Origin of the sequence: Acidisoma sp. PAMC 29798 (assembly GCF_030252425.1) — a bacterium.
Lineage (GTDB): Bacteria > Pseudomonadota > Alphaproteobacteria > Acetobacterales > Acetobacteraceae > Acidisoma > Acidisoma cladoniae.
Map to the genome: position 1 here is coordinate 1,012,883 of NZ_CP126994.1, position 17,187 is coordinate 1,030,069.

Consider the following 17,187-nt stretch of genomic DNA (forward strand, 5'->3'; position numbering starts at 1 on the left):
TGCAGGAGGGAGGGAAGGTTTTTGATGGGGTTGGGCGAGTGGTGGTCTCGGCGGAGAGAATGGGCGGTGGGTTTGAGATGGAGGCCCCTTGTTCGCCATCGCGGTCTGTTTTTCTCAGACGGATCGATTGGGCTCGTGGGCGGCGTATCTGCTCTTCTGCGCGCTTATTGAAAACCAGCCGTCTTCCAGGGCAGGGTCTGGCCGAAAGAAGACGGTCAGCTTTGGAGCGGATAGGGTCAAAGAGCGGACGCTCGTTGCTCGGCTGTCTCCGTCGGCTATCGACCAATATCAGAAGTGCGGGCATCGCCGTGATCTGTCCCAAAGCGGCCATCGGCTGCATGGCCGGCCTGGCGGCGCAGCGCCACTCTCGGACATTTAGCCGCGCCGAGGGCTACTTGAACGCAGGCAGGAAAAGTCTTCACCGTCCTCTACGAGGACGTCTCTGACCTTAGTCTGTGAGTCAGCACCCGAGTGGGACCCCACCCCGTTTTTACAGTAAGCAGTTGATTTGCCGATGATATATCGCACTTCAAGGGGGTCCCGATCGGCGCCGATCAGGACCCCACCCCGAACGAATTTACCTCAACAGTATCAACTACTTACTGACGTTTCGGTAGGGGGTCCCGCTCCGGCGCCGATTCACACCTACTCATAGCCGGATTAATTCACCGCTCCCACAGGAGTGCTAGTGGTCCAGCAAACGCCATGTATGACGAGGCCAGCGAGGCAGTCGGCCGAATCCACCCACGCGACAAGCCCGTCCGCGAGCGAACATGCGCGATGGTTACTACCCGCGTCAGTCAGCTGAACCAGGATAGTGTCACGTTGCCGGTTGATGGAGACGCGGACGGAAGCCTCCATACCGAACCTGTCGTCCTCTTCGGGGTCGAATTCTGGAAGGGTGAGCCAGACGGGCTCCAAGTTCTGCGTCAATGGCAACTCTTCGGATGCAGCGGCCGTGAAGTCGGCATACAGGCTGAGACTGCACAGGCGATTCCCACCGTCAAACGTAAGCTCCAGTCCGCCGATACTGACTGACCATGCCTCATCGGGCAGTCGTACCATGGCCTCGATCCGGCGCTGGATGCCTGTGCCAGATGGCGGTTGCACGGTCTCGTAAGTGACGTCGACGCTGAGGCTGACGTCCGAGCACGTAGCATACGATCGCGCCGGAATGTCCCGCGGCATCAGGGTCACGCGCACCGTCGTACCCGTCATCGGTAATCGAAATGCAAAATGGTCCAGTCCTTCTCGCGCAGAATCACGGTCAGGATGTACCGCTTAGGGGGGTCACCAAGCCGCCTGCCGGCCTTCCACAGCGGTATCGTGTAGCGGAACGCTCCCGTCACCCCTCGCGGATCGGCATCCCGCACTCCGTAGCGCACCGCAAGCTTGAGGATGTTGATCGGAACGTACCTTCCCCGCTCGGCCATGTGGGCCGCCGTGGTCGCGGTGAATTGCAACTCGCGTTGGACAAGCCTGCGGAAGGCTTGACGCAGCGCGATCGTCGCCGTGGAAGCGAGGGCCTCGGTAGTGGCCTTTCCGGCCATGTCCCCCGCGACCTCGATTCCAGCCTTGACCATGCCCCGCAACGCGATGCGCCCAACCGCCCCCACGACGAAGATCACGTCAAGCGGGTCGATGAGCGGCGTGCCCAAACCCGGTTCGGCGATAGAGACCGGGTGGCCGTCGAGGTCACACGTCCAGGTGTTGCCCTGGACAACCCGCTGGTAACCGATGACCGTGTCGTTCTCGACGATCGGCACAGCGCCCGGGGGTAGAGGTACTTTGCTCGCCTGGAAGTATCCCTCTCTGTCCGGGGGCCGGATCATCCGAGCGGACATGGCCGCCTCGGTGCCCGTGTAGTCGCCCGGCGTGGAATATGCAGTGCCCATGGAACGGTCTTCGCCTTCGCGCCTTCGTTCGAGCAGATCAGATGTCAGAGTGAACGCTCAGTTCAGAGTGAACGCTCAGTATGGATAAATGGGCTCTGTTGCAAACTTCGGCGCTCTGGGTCGGGATGGGCTCCGTGGGGGGAAGCGGGTCATGTCGTACTTCAAGGGGCGTCACTTCGAGGGTGAAATCGTGCTCTGGGCGGTCCGGTGGTATTGCCGCTATGGGGTGAGCTATCGCGATCTCGAGCAGATGTTGGGCGAGCGCGGCGTCTCGGTCGACCATTCGACGATCTACCGGTGGGTTCAGCGGTATGCGCCCGAGATTGAGAAGCGGCTGCGCTGGCAGTGGCGTGGGCCGCGTTCAGCGAGCTGGCGGGTCGACGAGACTTACGTGAAGGTCCGGGGGCAGTGGGCGTATCTCTATCGGGCCCTCGACAAACACGGGAACACCATTGAGTTCTACCTCTCGCCGACGCGCAACACGGCGGCGGCTAGGCGCTTCCTCGGCAAGGCGTTGACTGGTCTCAAGGACTGGGAGAAGCCCTCCGTCATCAACACGGACAAGGCGCCGACCTACGCCGCCGCTCTGGCCGAGCTGAAGGCGGAGGGCAGGTGTCCGGCTGATACGCTGCATCGGCAGGTTAAGTATTTGAACAACGTCATCGAGGCCGACCACGGCAAGCTGAAGCAGCTCATCCGGCCGGTCCGAGGCTTCAAGACGCTGAAGACGGCCTACGCGACGATCAAGGGCTTCGAGGTGATGCGCGCACTCCGCAAGGGACAGGCATCAGCCTTCAACATCACCCGCGACATTCGCGGGGAGGCCCGCATCGTCGAGCGAGCCTTCGGCCTCGGCGCGTCCGCCCTGGCCGAGGCAGCGCAGTTTTTCAACGAGCGGCTCCAGCTCGAAGCGGCTTGACCAGCCAAACCGACGATCAGTAGTCACCTTCGCGCGCCCTCGACCACGCTTTGCAACAGCGCCCTTGTCGGCGCATCTTATGGGTGGGTGCAAAAGGGGCACCCACCCCTCCGGTAGCGTCGGCTTTCGTGGTTGGCATTGTTAAACGGACCGGCGCCCGTCCATCCACCCAGCCGGTCGGATGCTTGGTTGTGATGTCCCTATTCGGGCCGTTTAAAATGCCCGCTAGACGGCCGCGACTGGCGCAAAGCGGCCGGGACGTCGCTAGGTTGTCCAGCATCAGCGTCCCCCCTCACCTCGCGGAGGCGGCGGGCGCCACCTCGCCAGCCCGGGAGAAGGCCAACCTCCCGATAGGTCTGGATCAAGGCATCAAACACCGAAAGGCTCGAACGGCTCCGGGCCAGGAGTTGAGCGCTGGCGACCGCCGCGAAGATGGCGCGCGCCCGCGCCTCGCATTCATCGGAGCCAATGACGCAGCCGCGCAAAGGCGCTGATCGGGTCAGGCGTTTCCGCCGTCATGGCGTCCAGATCGGCGGCCGTGTCTTCCCAATAGCGCTTCGCGACGGCGGCGCCGAGATCGGCTTTGCTCGGAAAGTGGTGGTAGAGGCTCGCGGCTTTGATGCCGACCTCTTCAGCCAGATCGCGGAAATTCAAACCGCCATAGCCATGCGCCTGCGCGCTCCGCCGCGCCGCAGCCAAAATACCCTTTTGTAACTCGAACTTATAGCTCCGTCAGCACAACCGGCGGCACATGCGGCGCGTTCTCGAACGTCGAGCCCGCGCGGCACAGCTTTCCTATTCGACAACGCCTTGGGGAGCGCTTGGCATTGCGTAAGCATCGCGATCAATTTGGTTCAGGCGTAGACCGTCCCCGCGAGCGCCGCCACAGTTCCGGTGCATCCCCGGTCGATCAGCGCGAGGAAGGTTCGCTTGGCCTCACCCGCGTCGCCGACGCGATCGAAGACCTTCTGCGCTTCGCCGAAGGCCACGCTCCATGTCGATGCAATCATGCCGGCGGCAAGATGAGCGTGCGGATCGTCAGCCGGGCGCTGCACGGCTTCGGCAAGGACAACAGCGAGCGCACGGATGAAGTCGTCGCGCATCTGGCGGGCCCGCGCTTTGAGCGCTTCGCTCGCCATCGCCGTTTCCACGAACCGCCCGGTTCCGTTGAACAGCGGAATGAACGGATGCTGCTCCCCGACAATGTGGTGGGCGAGAAGCCTCAATGCGTCGATGGGCGAGATGCCGGCGCCGCGCGTCCGCACGACCTCGAACGCCACGTCATGTATCTCCTGCTCACGGTCGAAGAACATGTCCTCCTTGCGCGGAAAGTGATTGAAAACCGTCATCCGGCCGACGTCTGCAGCTTCGGCAATCTCATCAACCGTCACCTGATCGAAGCCTCGCTCAAAGAACAGAAGCGTCGCTGCGTCCGATATGCTCTGGCGGGTCGCCAACCGCTTGCGTGTTCGTCTGTCGGGCGTTGACTTCATCGCGCCTTGCCAAAGTCTGTACTGAGTATATATATAGATCACGTCCATTATCAAGATCGCGTCCAGCGAATAGGGGTTCTATGACCGAGCAGCCGTGTCCCGTCGAGCGATCCGCCGTAGCAGCCGGGGCGGTGCTGGTGAGTGGCGCGAGCCTCGCCGGCCTTGCCACCGCTTACTGGATGAACGAACTCGGCTACCGAGTCACAGTGATCGAGGTTGCGGGCGGACTTCGGAAAGGCGGGACGCCCGTGGATATGGAAGGGGAGGCGATTGGCGTTCTTGCCCGCATGGGGATGATTGATGCCGTCCGTGCGAAAGCGCTTCCCCCGCGCGGATTTGAATTCAAGGATGCCGATGACAGCACAATCGGAGCATTGGGTGGCGACGGCCTCTCTGATAATGCTCCGAACGAAAGGTTCGAGATCCACCGTGACGACCTGCTGGACATCCTGATCGCTTCCGTTGCGAGAACGGCCGAGGTCCTATTCAGCCGCTCGATCAGACAGCTAGAGGATGGACCGGACGGCGTGGTGGTGACGTTCGATGACGGTTCCCGACGCGACTATGCACTGGTCTTCGGATGCGATGGCAATCGCTCCAACACGCGGCGGCTGGCGTTTGGGAGCAGCGAGGACTTTTCTTATTTCATGGGCGGCTATTTCTTCATCAAGGTCGTGCCGACCACGGCGTTGCTGCCCGCCAATATGTCCCAGATATTCAGTGTGCCTGGCCGATCGGCGCTGCTGAATGGCTATGACAACCAAACCGACATTGCCCTCGCCTTCCGTACTGAGCGCGAGATCGACTATGACCATCGCGATCGTGCGCAACAGCGCCGTATGGTCCACGATCACTTCGACGGACTTGGCTGGAAGGTGCCGGCCATGCTCGAGCATGTGGACGCGGACGACGAATTTTATTTCGACAAGGTGAACCAGATCAGGATGCCGGTCTGGTCGAAGGGGCGGGTCGCGCTGGTGGGCGACGCGGGTTATTGTGTGTCGCCGGTGGCTGGTATGGGCGGCTCCATGGCGATCATCGGCGCGGCGAGGCTGGCAGATGCCTTGCAGCGTCATGGGGTTGATCACGCCGCTGCCTTCCAGGAGTACGACGACAAGCTGCGCCCTTTTGTCGAGGAGGTGCAGGAGAAGGCAGCCCGCTTTGGGATGGCGTTGATGTTCCCAGCCGACGACGCCGAAATTGCTGAGCGCAACCGCAAGCTCCATGAGGGCACCATCGACCTCTAGGCCGGGAGAAGGCCGACGCTGCGGTAGGTCTGGATCAAGGCATCGAACACGGAAAGGCTCGAACGGCTCCGGGCCAGGAGTTGAGCGCCGGCGATTGCCGCAAAGATGGCGCGCGCCCGCGCCTCGCTTTCATCGGTGCCAATGACGCCAGCCGCGCAAAGGCGCTGACTGAGCCACGCGACGTTGATATCGGCAAAGGTCTGAACCTCTTTTTTCACCGGCTCGGGAAGGTCGTCATATTCGGCAGACATGAAGCTGCCCATGCAAAGCCGATGATCGCTCTCCAGAGACCTGCGAAAAATCTCAGGGTACCGCTGCAAGGCGCTGATCGCGTCGGGCGTTTCCGCCGTCATGGCGTCCAGATCGGCCGCCGTGTCTTCCCAATAGCGCTTGGCGACGGCGGCGCCGAGATCGGCTTTGCTCGGAAAATGATGGTAGAGGCTCGCGGCTTTGATGCCGACCTCTTCGGCCAGATCGCGGAAATTCAAACCGCCATAGCCATGCGCCTGCGCGCTGCGCCGTGCCGCCGCCAAAATGGCCTCTTTAGAACTCGAACTCATCGCCCCGTCTCACCTCTCACTGGCCGCTACCTACCAAGTGGTAGATAGGGGCTTGAAGGGGAAAATGAAAGCTGTATGGTGTCCCTACCAACTGATAGGTAGGATAAGCACATGGCATCCGACATCCTCTATTCCGATGCGACGCGGCTGGCTGAACTGATCCGAACCCGTGAGGTATCGGCCGTTGAGGTCATCCAGGCCCATCTCGACCGGATCGAAGCTGTGAACCCCAAGATCAACGCCATCGTGACGATCGCGGATGGCGCTCTCGAAGCCGCCAAAAGGGCGGATGCCGCAGTGCTGGCCGGCGATGCACTGGGCCCGCTGCACGGTGTTCCCTTCACGGTCAAAGACTCGATTGACACTGTGGCCGTGGCAACCCAACGCGGCTCGCCGATCTTCAAAGGGCGCGTGCCGGACACCGACGCGACCAGCGTTGCGCGTATGAAAAAGGCCGGTGGCATCTTGCTGGCAAAGACCAACCTTCCAGAATTTTCCTACTGGATTGAGAGCGACAACCTGCTCTCCGGCCGGACGAACAACCCGTGGGATGTGACCCGCACGCCGGGCGGGTCGAGCGGCGGGGAATCGGCAGCCATCGCGGCGGGGATGTCCCCTTTGGGCCTCGGCACCGATCTCGCCATCTCCATCCGCGGTCCCGCCGCGCAAACCGGCATTACCTCAATGAAAGCCACGCATGGCCGCATTCCCATGACCGGTATTTGGCCGCGCGCTCCGCGCCGCTTCTGGCATGTCGGACCTATGGCCCGCTCGGTGCGCGACATCGCGCTTGCGTTTTCAACACTGGCTGGGCCAGACGGCCAAGACGGGTTTGCCACCAGCACTGTCCCGTTCGACGCGGGCCTTGGCCGCCCGCTCCGTGTGGGCTGGATGGTCGGACCCGGCTTCGGCCCGGTTGATCCAGAAGTGACAGTGACGGTCGAGGCTGCGGCCACGGCGCTGAGGGACATCGGCGTCTTCGTTGAGCAGGTCAGCATTCCGGCGTTGGAGCGCGATTTCGCCCTCGATGTGTTCAACCGTCTCCATGTGATGGAAATGAAACCCGCCTTCGCCGAAGCGACCGCCGGCCGGGACGCTGATGAACTCTACACCATGGCGAAGACCATGCTCGCACTGCCGGATACGTCCATGAAAGACTATATCGACGCCGAGCAGGCGGCCGAGCGACTGCGCGATGGCTATGCCGATTATTTTTCGCGCTACGACGCGCTCATCACCCACGTGCTGCCGATCCCAGCCCACACGCATGGCGTGACGGAGTTCACGATAGACGGCAAGACCGTAGATGCCACCTACCTTCAAGGTGCGACCGTGCCGCTTAACATTACCGGCTTGCCAGGCCTGGCGATGCGGTTCGGCACCAGCACGGGCGGTCTACCGATCAACGTGCAGATTGTGGGCTCTTGGCAGGCGGAGTCGACCATCCTGCACGTCGCGTCGCTGCTGGAAGGCGTGAGCCCGGTCCGCAACCTCCACCCGGATCTATGAAGGCCGAGAGAACGAGAGTCGTTCGAACGCGACGCGAAAAACCGGCCTTGTGAACACTGCGAAAGGAAGAATTGCTTGCGCCGGACGCTGGAGAAGCCACGAATGTGCTCATAAACGTGGCTCCCCGCGCCGCTGCTTCCTCAATCCTCTTGGAGATAAGGGCGCTTTGTAAGGCGCGACTGCTTAAGCGGCCGCGCGCCGGTTCCAAGGCATCCATTGCAGCAGGTGCGCCATCCCGCACCATCCGGTCGTGCCAGCGAAGATCAATCCGCCACCGACGAAGGCTGAAAGGCCGAAAAAGGCGTGGCCGACGAATAGTCCCAATAGCACGCCTAAAATGACCAAAGATCCGGCCGTGATCTGCACCTGACGCATAATCTCGAGCGGCTGCGAACGGTCCGCGACGGTCGCGTAGCCTGCACGCCGCCACGCGTCGATCCCACCCTCAAGGATATAGGCCGGTGCATGGCCAGCGGCGGCGGCGAGTTGCGTCGCGTTCGCCGCAGTACGCATGCCCGAACGGCAGTGGAAAACGACCGGCCGGCCATCCTGCGGCAAGTCGTGGAGGCGCGCGAGCGGCAGATTGATCGCGCCGCCGATCCGCTCCCGCGCGTGTTCGTCCGGATCGCGAATATCGACCAGCCGCGCGCCGGCCTCAATTTCGGCACGCGCGTCAATCGGGGATAGAGTAGTCACCGTCATGGTGTCAGTCCTTGCAGTAGAGTTGGTAGAGCGTGGCGAGCAGCGCCTCGACACGGGCGTCGGCGATTCGGTACCACAGCGTCTGGCTGTCGCGCCGGAAGGTGACGAGCCCCTCATCCCGCATCTTGGCCAGATGTTGCGAACAGGCGGAGGACGACAGGCCGACATCGCGGGCTAGATCGCCCACCGTCACCTCGCCCCGTTCCACCAGCTTGCACAGCAGCATCAGCCGCCGCGCGTTGCCGATCGCCTTCAACGTATCCGCGACTTGATTGGCCTTTGTCTCGAAGCTCGCCAGGTCCATAGGCATCAGCATAGCGTCGCTCCATTAGTAGTTGCTAATTTAACTATGTCTAATATATCGTCAAGCGCGAGCGGAGGACCACAATGCCAAAGCCATTCATCGAAGCGTTTTTCGACGAGCCGACGAACACGATCAGCTACCTGGTGGGCGATCCCGACACCCGCATCGCGGCGGTGATCGATCCTGTGCTCGACTTCGATATCGCGAGCGGTGTCGCGGACAATCGTTCGGCCGAACGCATCCTCGCCTTCGCGCGCGCGCAGGACTGGCGCATCGCGATGGTGCTAGAGACACATGCCCATGCCGATCATCTGTCGGCCGCTCCCTTCGTAACGGCGCATACCGGCGCCTGGATCGGCATCGGCGCGCATATTCGCGAGGTGCAGCGCATCTTCCGCCCCGTCTTCGCGATGACGGACTTGAAGACCGACGGCTCGGACTTCGATCGACTGTTCGAGGACGGCGAGCGTTTCATGATCGGTGCGCTTCACGTCCAGGTGCTGCACGTTCCCGGCCATACACCGGCGGACGTCGCCTATCTGATCGACGATTGCGCCTTTGTCGGTGATACGCTGTTCATGCCCGACTATGGCACTGCACGCGCAGACTTCCCGGGTGGCGACGCGCGCACGCTCTATCGCTCGATCCGCCGGCTGCTCTCTCTGCCTGACGAAACGCGTCTCTTCATGTGTCACGACTACAAGGCGCCGGGGCGCGACGAGTACCGCTGGGAAACCACAGTCGGCGAGCAACGGCGCACCAGCGTCCACATTTCCGACACCGTCGATGAGGACGCGTTTGTCGCCATGCGAGAGACACGCGACGCCGGCCTTTCGGTGCCAAAACTGCTGCTGCCGGCGATCCAGGTTAACATCCGTGCAGGCCAATTCACCGAGGCCGAGGCCAATGGTGTGACCTACCTTCGTATCCCTGTGAAATGGAAGTCGCCGTCGCCCTAGACGACAGGCGTCAGCAGGGGCTGGTCGGCGAAGAACGCTGCCAGATTGTCCAGCATCAAACGCCCCATCGCGTCCCGCGTTTCGACCGTCGCGCTGCCGATATGGGGCGTCAGCACAACATTGGGCAGCGCCAACAAGGCCGGCGGCACATGCGGCTCGTTCTCGAACACATCGAGCCCGGCACCGGCGATGCGGCCTTCCACCAAGGCCGCCACCAGCGCTGCCTCGTCAATGAGCGAACCGCGGGCGATGTTGATGATGGCGCCGCGCGAGCCCAAAGCCGCGAGCACGGCGGCATCGATCAGGCCCTTCGTCGCGGCGGAGGCGGCGGTCGCGACAATCAAGACGTCAGATACCGCAGCCAGTGCCGCGACATCGGGATAATAGTCATAGACGACGTCCTTCCGGCTCGGCCCGCTATAGGCGATGGTGCCGCCGAATCCCGTGAGCCGGGTTGCGATCGCCCGCCCGATACGGCCGAGACCCACGATGCCGTAGCGCAGGCCGGAGGCGCGGCGTGCCAAAGCCGGCTGCGCATGCGGCCACTGCCCGTCTTTCACATGCCGGTCCACGGCCGGCAGTTGGCGCAGCAGGCTGATCATCAGCAGGATGGCGAGATCGGCCACGTCATCGGTCAGCACGTCGGGCGTATTCGTCACCCGCACGCCGGCGCGCTGCATCGCTGGCAGATCGATCCGGTCATAGCCGACGCCATTGATCGCCACGATTCCGAGGGCGGGCAGTTGTGCCGCCAAGGACGTCTCGATCCCAAGATGGCCGCCCGTCACCACGGCGCGGATCGCTGCAGCATGATCCTGCAACCACGCCGCCCGCAGGGGCGGTTCGGGCAGGCGATGAACCTCATAGGTGTCGTCAAGGATCGCCTGCGTGGAGGGCAAGACAGCGCAAAGTTGTAAAAGTTGAGGCCTCACGTCGCAACGCTCCCTGATAAAGACTGTTCAATGGTGCCCGCGAACCAGGATCGGTCAATCAGGGCCCTGACCTCATCCGCTGGCACCGCCGCGCTGGCAAGATACCCTTGCACCTCCGCACACCCCTCAAGACGCAGGAAGTCCAGTTGGTCGGTCGTCTCCACGCCTTCTGCGACCACGGCAATGCCAAGGCTGCGGCCGAGGCCGAGAAGGGCGCGCACGATCACGTCGCCCTCATGTTGATCCGGCAAATCGCGAATCAGGGATTTGTCGATCTTGATCTTGCTGAAAGGGCTGCGACGGAGATAGCCGAGCGAGGAATAGCCCGTTCCAAAATCGTCAAGCACCAGTTTCACGCCGAGATCACTGAGCGATCGCAGGGTTTCGATATGCGCCACGGTTTCCTGCAACAGCACTGTTTCGGTCACTTCCAGGTCCAGCCGGGCGGCTGACAATCCGTATAGCGCCAACGCGCCAGCGACATCGCCCAGTACATTGCCAAGATCGAATTGGGCGGCAGACAGATTGACCGAAACGCTGACCGGCGCGGGCCAGCTGCTGGCTGCGCGGCATGCTTCCTCCAACACCCATTTGCCGATGGCGGCGATCCATCCCATCTCTTCGGCAATCGGGATGAACTCGGACGGGGCGATATCGCCCCGAACAGGATGGTGCCAACGCAACAAGGCCTCGAAGCTCGACGCACTATTCGTGGCCAGACTGACGATGGGTTGATAGACCACCCGAAACTCATGGCGCTCAAGCGCGGTTTGCAGGCTGAGCGTAAGGGCTTGGCGCTGCTGAAGCTGCCGATCCATCTCCTGCTCGAAAAACCGGTAACTGCCACGGCCGGTGGTCTTTGCCCGATACAGGGCCGTATCGGCATTGCGCTGAAGTTCGTTCGCGGTCAGCCCATCGCGCGGGGCATTCGCGATGCCGATGCTGCCTTGCACCAGAATCGTTCTGTCGCCCAGGATGCGCGGTTCCCCGATGACCTGCGACAAGTGCATGGCCAGGGCTTCAACATCGGCATCCGAGGTCACGCCCGAGAGCAAGACGGCGAATTCATCGCCGCCATAGCGCGCCACGAGGCCGCCCGTACCCACGGCCTGCGTCAGCCGTTCGGCCGTCTGGCGGAGGACGATGTCACCGGCCTCATGGCCGAGCACATCATTCACGCCTTTGAAGTTGTCGAGATCGATACAGAAGACAACGACACCTTGATCGACACTCGCCGACCTCAACGCCTTTGTCAGCTCATCATTGAACAAGCGACGATTGGCAACGCCCGTCAGCGCATCGTGGTGGGCCAGATGAACCATGCGCGCCTCGGCGGCTTTGCGCGCAGTCTCCGAGACCCGCTCTTTTGTATTATCCACCGAGAGGCCGACCATCTTGAGCGGCTTTCCATCCTCGTCCATCATCGCGCGACCCGTCGCTTTGATCCAGTGAAGACTCTGGTCGGGCCAGATGATGCGGTATTCGATCTCGTAAGTCTGACCCGTTTCAACCGCGCGATCGAAGTTCGCTCGCCGTCTCTCGCGGTCGTCGATGTGAATCGTCGCCAGCATTTTCTCGTAGGTCAATTCAGTCGGGGACAAGCCGAAATTCGCGGCGGTGCGGTCGGACGATGTCAGCCGGTGGGTCGTGATGTCGATTTCCCAATCGCCGAGCCGCCCGACATCGAGCGCGAAACGCAGCCGGCGTTCGCTTTCCTGCAGCGCCATTTCGGCGATCTTGCGGTCGTGAATATCTTCGTCGGTGCCAAACCAAAGCACGATCTGGCCGTCGTCGTCCCGTTGCGGCGCGGCGTAGCCGTGAAACCAACGATAGCTGCCGTCGGCCAGACGCAGGCGGTAATCGACGTTAAAGGGGTCGCCGCTTCCAACGGCACCCCACCAGCGGTGTAGAACTTCCTCCCGTTCGGCGGGATGGAGTGCGTTGCCCCATCCCATGCCAAGGTGCTCTTCCCGCGACATGCCCATGAGCGCCAGCCAGCGCGGGCTCATCTCCGTGGTCAGGCCGGCCGGTGATGCCGCCCAACTGATCTGCGGGCTGAGTTCCACCGCCATGCGATAATAGTCGCGCTCCAAGCGCAAACTCTCCGCGCTTTCATACAGGTCGAGATGCATGGCAATGGCGTCGGCAAGATCCTGCAGATGGGCCGTGCCTGTCGCATCCAGATGTCGCGGCATCACGTCAAAGAGGCAAACCGACCCGAAATCGTCACCCCTCGGCCCCTTCAGGGCAAGGCGCGCGCAGGCGTAATGTGCGTTGCCCTCCATCACGGCGACAGGGTCCTGAATGGCAAAATCAAGATCAGATGCACAGGCGCGCTGGGCGATGGCGGGGTCTATGCTATCGCCTCCCGAGGCAGCAAGCATCGTTTCGCCGCGATGGCGGGCTTGGATCAGCACGAGAGAGACAGTCATGTGCCGCGCGACGGAGCGGGCACTCAAGTTCAGGAAAGAAACAAGCGCGGCGGGAAAAGCCTGATGCGTCATTATAAATGTCATCGCCTAGGAGAGTTTTCCCCCAAACGGTCATCTGGGAACGGTGAGGTTGCCGTCAAGTTATCATCTTCTCTTCGGCGTCTTTGGCCGGCACGCCCAGCAGGCGCTGGATGGGCCACTGTCATGACGCGGATGCACGTTTTGATTGCCTATGATGTAACCCACGCCCGTTCTGACCGTAATGCTTTAAAGCGAAAAGCTGCAACAGACCGAGCCTCAGGCAAGGTGTGGCGGAGCGTCAGGCCCGTTCTGCTTGGCTCCTTCTTGTGCCGGCCACTACCCGCGGACCACGAGGGGAACGAGCGTTGCCGATGATCGAGGGACAGACCGGGACCTGCGCCATAGGCGTCATGGCCAAGGCACCGCAAGCGGGTCGATCCAAAACTCGGCTCTGTCCGCCGTTGCATCCCGAGGAAGCTGCGGCCCTGAGCGCCGCCTTCCTGCGGGACACGACGGAGACGATCGCCATTGCCGCAAAGTCAGCGCCGATCACGCCATACGCCGCCTATGCGCCTGCGGGCTCGGAGGCGATGGTCGCCCGCCATCTCGCCGAGGGCACGCATCTGTTGCTTGCCGACGGCTCCTCGCCGATGCCGGAGGGTGTCAGCGGCTTTGGCCGATGCCTGTTGCATGCCATCCACGGCATGCTTGATGCGGGCCACACGGCCGCGTGCGTTTTGAGCTCCGACAGCCCGACGCTGCCGAGTGCTTTGCTCATTCAAGCGGCGGAGATCCTGATGGCGCCGGGGGACCGTGCCGTGCTCGGGCCGGCGGATGACGGCGGCTATTACCTGCTCGGCCTCAAGGCGCCCCATGCGGCGATGTTCGCCGATATCGCCTGGAGCACGGGGTCCGTCGCCGATGCCACGCGCGCCCGTGCCCAGAGCATCGGCCTGGAACTGGTCGAGATTGCGCCCTGGTACGATGTCGATGACGCGGCATCGCTGGAGGTGCTTTTGGCGGGCAGGGACGGTGATGCCGCCCCTTGCACCATGGCGGCCATCGACCGTCTCGGCCTTCGGTCGCGTCTGCGGCAAGCCGCAGCCGAATGAGGCTTTTCCCGCTCGCGGTCCGCGGCGCGCTTCTTCTCGTGCTCACACTTGCCGCGTTGATGCTGCATCAGGCGGGCGCGCGTTCCGTGGGATCGCCGGTGCGGACCGAGATCTTCGTGGCGGTCCTGGCCCTTGGCGGCGTCGTTTATCTGGAGACGATCCACTGGGCCTTGCGGCATCGATCGCCACAGCAGGCGATATGGGTCGTGCTCGGCATGGCCCTGGCCATGCGCGCGGCGCTGATTCCGGCGCCCTTCCTGCTGTCGAGCGATATCTATCGCTATGTCTGGGACGGTCGGGTTCAGGCGGCGGGGATCAACCCCTATCGCTATATCCCGGCCGATCCGGCACTCGCCCGCCTGCGCGATCCGGCGATCTATCCGAACATCAATCGCGCAGGCTATGCGCGCACCATTTATCCGCCAATGGCTCAGGTGGTTTTCGCGGTCGTCGGGCGCATCAGCCAGAGCGTCATCGCGATGAAGCTCGCCATGCTCGCCTTCGAGGTCATCGCGGTTCTGTGCATGATGCGACTGTTGTCGATGGCCCGGCTGCCGCCCGAGCGGGTGCTGATCTACGCCTGGAACCCGCTGGTGCTCTGGTCCTTCGCCTGTGACGGCCATGTGGACGCCATCGCGATTGGCTGTCTCGGCCTCGCGCTGCTGAGCCGCGCGAAGCGCTGGGACGGTGTCGGGGGCGCGCTGCTTGCCGCCGCGACGCTCGTCAAATTCCTGCCCATCGTGGCGGCGCCCGCCTTTCTCCGGGGCGGCAGCCTGTGGCGGCCCGCTGTTGCGGGGGCGGCCGTCATTGCCCTCCTCTATGGGCTCTATGCCTCGGCCGGCGCGCATGTTCTCGGCTTCCTGCCGACCTATGGCTCCGAGGAAGGCCTGAATGACGGCAGCGGCGTTTGGCTTCTCGCCGGGCTCGGGCATCTCGTCGCGCTGCCCCACGCCGCCGTGACGATTTACCTGTGTTGCGCTGCGATTTGCCTCGGCGCCGTCGCCCTGCTGATCGCCCGGGGGCGATGGGCGGCGCCCGAGCATGACGTCGTCGCCCTGTGCCGTGACACCGCGATCCTCGCGGGCTGCGTCACTGCCGTCATTAGCCCGCATTACACCTGGTATTTCGCCTGGTTGGCCCTGCCATCCGTGGTCGCACCCATTCCCGCGATCCTGTGGCTCTCGGTATCGCCCGTCGTGCTCTATCTCGATCCCTTCAACGATCGCTTCATCTGGCCGGGCATCGTCTACTTGCCCGCCGCCGGCCTCACCCTGTTTTCACTCTGGAAGCGCCACGCTCCGCGCGCCGTCGTGATCGCGGCTTCAGAAGGACATCCAAAATGACCGATCAAATGATTGCCCAAATGACCGTGCCGACGACACTGCGCGATCCCCGACGCTATTTCGAGGAGGTTGCGACGGACAGACGCACGGTGGCCGAGACGCCGCCCGTCTGCCTGTATCTGGAAGTGACCAACCGCTGCAATCTGCTGTGCGAAACCTGCCCGCGCACCTTCGAGGTTTTGGAACCGCCGGCGGATATGAGTTGGGATCTCTTCACCCGCATCGTCGATCAGGTGCCCAATGTCGCCCGCGTGGTTCTGCATGGTGTGGGTGAGCCCATGCTGGTGCGCGACCTGCCGCGCATGATCCGTTACCTGAAGGATCGCGGCACCTATGTGCTGTTCAATACCAATGGCACGCTGATGCAGCCACGGCGCTTTCAGGAACTGATCGATACCGGGCTCGACGAGTTGCGCGTGTCCCTGGATGCAGCGGATCGCGAGACCTATGCCAAGGTGCGCGGCAAGGACTATTTTAACCGCATCGTGCGCGATGTCGGCAAGTTCATCGCCTATCAGAAGCAGGTCGGCGCGACGACGCCGCGCGTCTCGCTTTGGCTCACGGGTATGAAAGAAACCGTCGATCAACTGCCCGCCTTCGTGCGGCTATCGGCTTCGATGGGCGTGTCCGAAGTCCATCTCCAACGGCTGGTCTTCGACGAGCAGGGCTATGGCATGGCGCGTGCCGAAAGTTCCCTCTTCGAAAGCACGCAGGCGGAGGAGCAGGCGGCCATCACCGCCGCGCAGGCCATCGGTCTGGCCCTGGGCGTGACGCTTGATGCCTCCGGCGCGACCGAGCCCGGCATGAGCCTCAAGCGCCAGTCGGAGGATCAACCCTGGGCGACCTGTCGGCGGCCGTGGTCGCTGATGTATTTCACCGCGCATGGCCGCGCGCTGCCCTGCTGCATCGCGCCCTTCTCGGTGCGTGGTTATAGCAACTACACGCTGGGCGACGCCACGCAGCAAACTCTGCGCGAGATCTGGAACAGCCCGGCCTATACCGATTTCCGGACGTCCTTGCTGTCCGACGTGCCGCCCGCGCCTTGCCAGAATTGCGGAATGCGATGGAGTCTGTAGCCGTCGTCATCCCCACGCTGAATGAGGTGGGGACGATCGGGGAAGTCATTCGCGAAATTCCACCGGCTTTCGCGCGCGACATCATCATCGCCGATAGCGGTAGCACGGATGGCACACAGCAGGCGGCCATCGCCGCCGGCGCGCGGGTGATCGACACTGGGCGCGGCTACGGGCGCGCCTGCGCCATGGGCGCCGCCGCAGCGGTGGCCGATTGCCGGGTCATCGTGTTTCTGGATGGCGATGGCGCAGACCGTGCCGACCTCATCGCCCGCATTGCGGGTCCGGTTCTGGCCGGCACGCATGATTTTGTGCTGGCATCGCGCACGCGGGGGGCGCGGGAACCGGGTTCGATGCTCTGGCATCAGGTCCTCGCGGGTCGCCTCGCAGGGTGGGGGATGGGGCTGCGCTACGGCACCCGCTACAGCGATATGTGCGCCTTCCGCGCCATCGATCGGACAGCGCTGGAGCGGCTCGACCTGCAAGAAATGACCTATGGCTGGAACATCGAAATGCAGATGCGCGCCGCCCGCGCGGGCCTGCGCATTCTCGAAGTGCCCTTGCCGTATCGCAGGCGTGCGGCGGGGGAATCGAAAGTCGCGGGGTCCTTGCGTGGTACGCTGCGGGCCGGCAGCCGCATTGTGGCGACGTTTGTTCGTGTCGCGAGCGCGAAGCGGTAGAGACCG

17 protein-coding genes are annotated in these 17,187 nt (G+C 63.0%); 8 read left to right on the top strand and 9 right to left on the bottom strand.

Annotated elements, in window-relative coordinates; translation table 11 throughout:
* Positions 1 to 660: 660 nt before the first annotated feature.
* Both QP803_RS04880 and QP803_RS04885 read right to left on the bottom strand, forming a co-directional pair.
* Complete coding sequence (locus tag QP803_RS04880) at positions 661 to 1,218, bottom strand: hypothetical protein (RefSeq protein ID WP_284946600.1); 558 nt, start codon at positions 1,216 to 1,218, stop codon at positions 661 to 663.
* On the bottom strand, positions 1,215 to 1,895 hold the full coding sequence (locus QP803_RS04885; protein WP_284946601.1) for a hypothetical protein: 681 nt from the start codon (positions 1,893 to 1,895) through the stop codon (positions 1,215 to 1,217). Before QP803_RS04885 ends, QP803_RS04880 begins: the two co-directional genes overlap by 4 nt.
* 151 nt (positions 1,896 to 2,046) lie before the next feature.
* On the opposite strand from QP803_RS04885, the gene QP803_RS04890 reads away from it, so the two are divergent.
* Entirely contained in the window at positions 2,047 to 2,814 is a 768-nt protein-coding gene (locus QP803_RS04890) for an IS6 family transposase (RefSeq protein WP_284946602.1), read from the top strand.
* Positions 2,815 to 3,270: 456 nt separating this feature from the next.
* On the opposite strand, the gene QP803_RS04895 is transcribed toward QP803_RS04890, so the two are convergent.
* Together QP803_RS04895 and QP803_RS04900 are read right to left on the bottom strand one after the other, a co-directional pair.
* Complete coding sequence (locus tag QP803_RS04895; protein ID WP_284946604.1) at positions 3,271 to 3,513, bottom strand: TetR/AcrR family transcriptional regulator; 243 nt, start codon at positions 3,511 to 3,513, stop codon at positions 3,271 to 3,273.
* A gap of 155 nt (positions 3,514 to 3,668) precedes the next feature.
* Positions 3,669 to 4,355 carry a TetR/AcrR family transcriptional regulator gene (locus QP803_RS04900; RefSeq protein WP_284946605.1) on the bottom strand — a complete coding sequence of 229 codons (687 nt, stop codon included), beginning with the start codon at positions 4,353 to 4,355 and terminating at the stop codon, positions 3,669 to 3,671.
* 32 nt (positions 4,356 to 4,387) lie between these two features.
* On the opposite strand from QP803_RS04900, the gene QP803_RS04905 reads away from it, so the two are divergent.
* Positions 4,388 to 5,554: an FAD-dependent monooxygenase gene (locus QP803_RS04905; RefSeq protein WP_284946606.1), complete on the top strand. Its 1,167-nt coding sequence runs from the start codon at positions 4,388 to 4,390 to the stop codon at positions 5,552 to 5,554.
* Here QP803_RS04905 and QP803_RS04910 read toward each other — a convergent pair.
* Positions 5,551 to 6,114 carry a TetR/AcrR family transcriptional regulator gene (locus QP803_RS04910; protein ID WP_284946607.1) on the bottom strand — a complete coding sequence of 188 codons (564 nt, stop codon included), beginning with the start codon at positions 6,112 to 6,114 and terminating at the stop codon, positions 5,551 to 5,553. The two genes, QP803_RS04905 and QP803_RS04910, sit on opposite strands and share 4 nt — an antisense overlap.
* A 111-nt stretch (positions 6,115 to 6,225) precedes the next feature.
* Between QP803_RS04910 and QP803_RS04915 the strand changes: the two genes are divergently transcribed.
* Positions 6,226 to 7,623, top strand: a complete 1,398-nt coding sequence (locus tag QP803_RS04915; RefSeq protein WP_284946608.1) for an amidase — start codon at positions 6,226 to 6,228, stop codon at positions 7,621 to 7,623.
* A gap of 183 nt (positions 7,624 to 7,806) precedes the next feature.
* On the opposite strand, the gene QP803_RS04920 is transcribed toward QP803_RS04915, so the two are convergent.
* Both QP803_RS04920 and QP803_RS04925 read right to left on the bottom strand, forming a co-directional pair.
* On the bottom strand, positions 7,807 to 8,325 hold the full coding sequence (locus QP803_RS04920) for a rhodanese family protein (protein WP_284946609.1): 519 nt from the start codon (positions 8,323 to 8,325) through the stop codon (positions 7,807 to 7,809).
* 4 nt (positions 8,326 to 8,329) lie between these two features.
* Positions 8,330 to 8,641: an ArsR/SmtB family transcription factor gene (locus QP803_RS04925; RefSeq protein WP_284946610.1), complete on the bottom strand. Its 312-nt coding sequence runs from the start codon at positions 8,639 to 8,641 to the stop codon at positions 8,330 to 8,332.
* Between the two features lie 71 nt (positions 8,642 to 8,712).
* On the opposite strand from QP803_RS04925, the gene QP803_RS04930 reads away from it, so the two are divergent.
* Positions 8,713 to 9,588 (top strand): MBL fold metallo-hydrolase, encoded by an 876-nt coding sequence (locus QP803_RS04930; RefSeq protein WP_284946611.1) that lies wholly within the window; start codon positions 8,713 to 8,715, stop codon positions 9,586 to 9,588.
* On the opposite strand, the gene QP803_RS04935 is transcribed toward QP803_RS04930, so the two are convergent.
* Complete coding sequence (locus tag QP803_RS04935; protein ID WP_284946612.1) at positions 9,585 to 10,520, bottom strand: 2-hydroxyacid dehydrogenase; 936 nt, start codon at positions 10,518 to 10,520, stop codon at positions 9,585 to 9,587. The two genes, QP803_RS04930 and QP803_RS04935, sit on opposite strands and share 4 nt — an antisense overlap.
* A complete protein-coding gene (locus tag QP803_RS04940; protein ID WP_284946613.1) occupies positions 10,517 to 13,024 on the bottom strand; it encodes a putative bifunctional diguanylate cyclase/phosphodiesterase in 2,508 nt (835 codons plus the stop codon). Before QP803_RS04940 ends, QP803_RS04935 begins: the two co-directional genes overlap by 4 nt.
* Positions 13,025 to 13,344: 320 nt before the next feature.
* On the opposite strand from QP803_RS04940, the gene QP803_RS04945 reads away from it, so the two are divergent.
* Genes QP803_RS04945 through QP803_RS04960 form a run of 4 tightly spaced genes read left to right on the top strand, consistent with a single transcriptional unit; the run spans position 13,345 to position 17,181 of the window.
* Positions 13,345 to 14,085 (top strand): TIGR04282 family arsenosugar biosynthesis glycosyltransferase, encoded by a 741-nt coding sequence (locus QP803_RS04945; RefSeq protein ID WP_284946614.1) that lies wholly within the window; start codon positions 13,345 to 13,347, stop codon positions 14,083 to 14,085.
* Entirely contained in the window at positions 14,082 to 15,428 is a 1,347-nt protein-coding gene (locus tag QP803_RS04950) for a glycosyltransferase family 87 protein (protein WP_284946615.1), read from the top strand. Before QP803_RS04945 ends, QP803_RS04950 begins: the two co-directional genes overlap by 4 nt.
* Complete coding sequence (locus QP803_RS04955) at positions 15,425 to 16,504, top strand: radical SAM protein (protein ID WP_284946616.1); 1,080 nt, start codon at positions 15,425 to 15,427, stop codon at positions 16,502 to 16,504. The genes QP803_RS04950 and QP803_RS04955 overlap by 4 nt, the downstream gene beginning before the upstream one ends.
* Positions 16,492 to 17,181 (top strand): glycosyltransferase family 2 protein, encoded by a 690-nt coding sequence (locus QP803_RS04960; protein WP_284946617.1) that lies wholly within the window; start codon positions 16,492 to 16,494, stop codon positions 17,179 to 17,181. Before QP803_RS04955 ends, QP803_RS04960 begins: the two co-directional genes overlap by 13 nt.
* Positions 17,182 to 17,187: the final 6 nt, after the last annotated feature.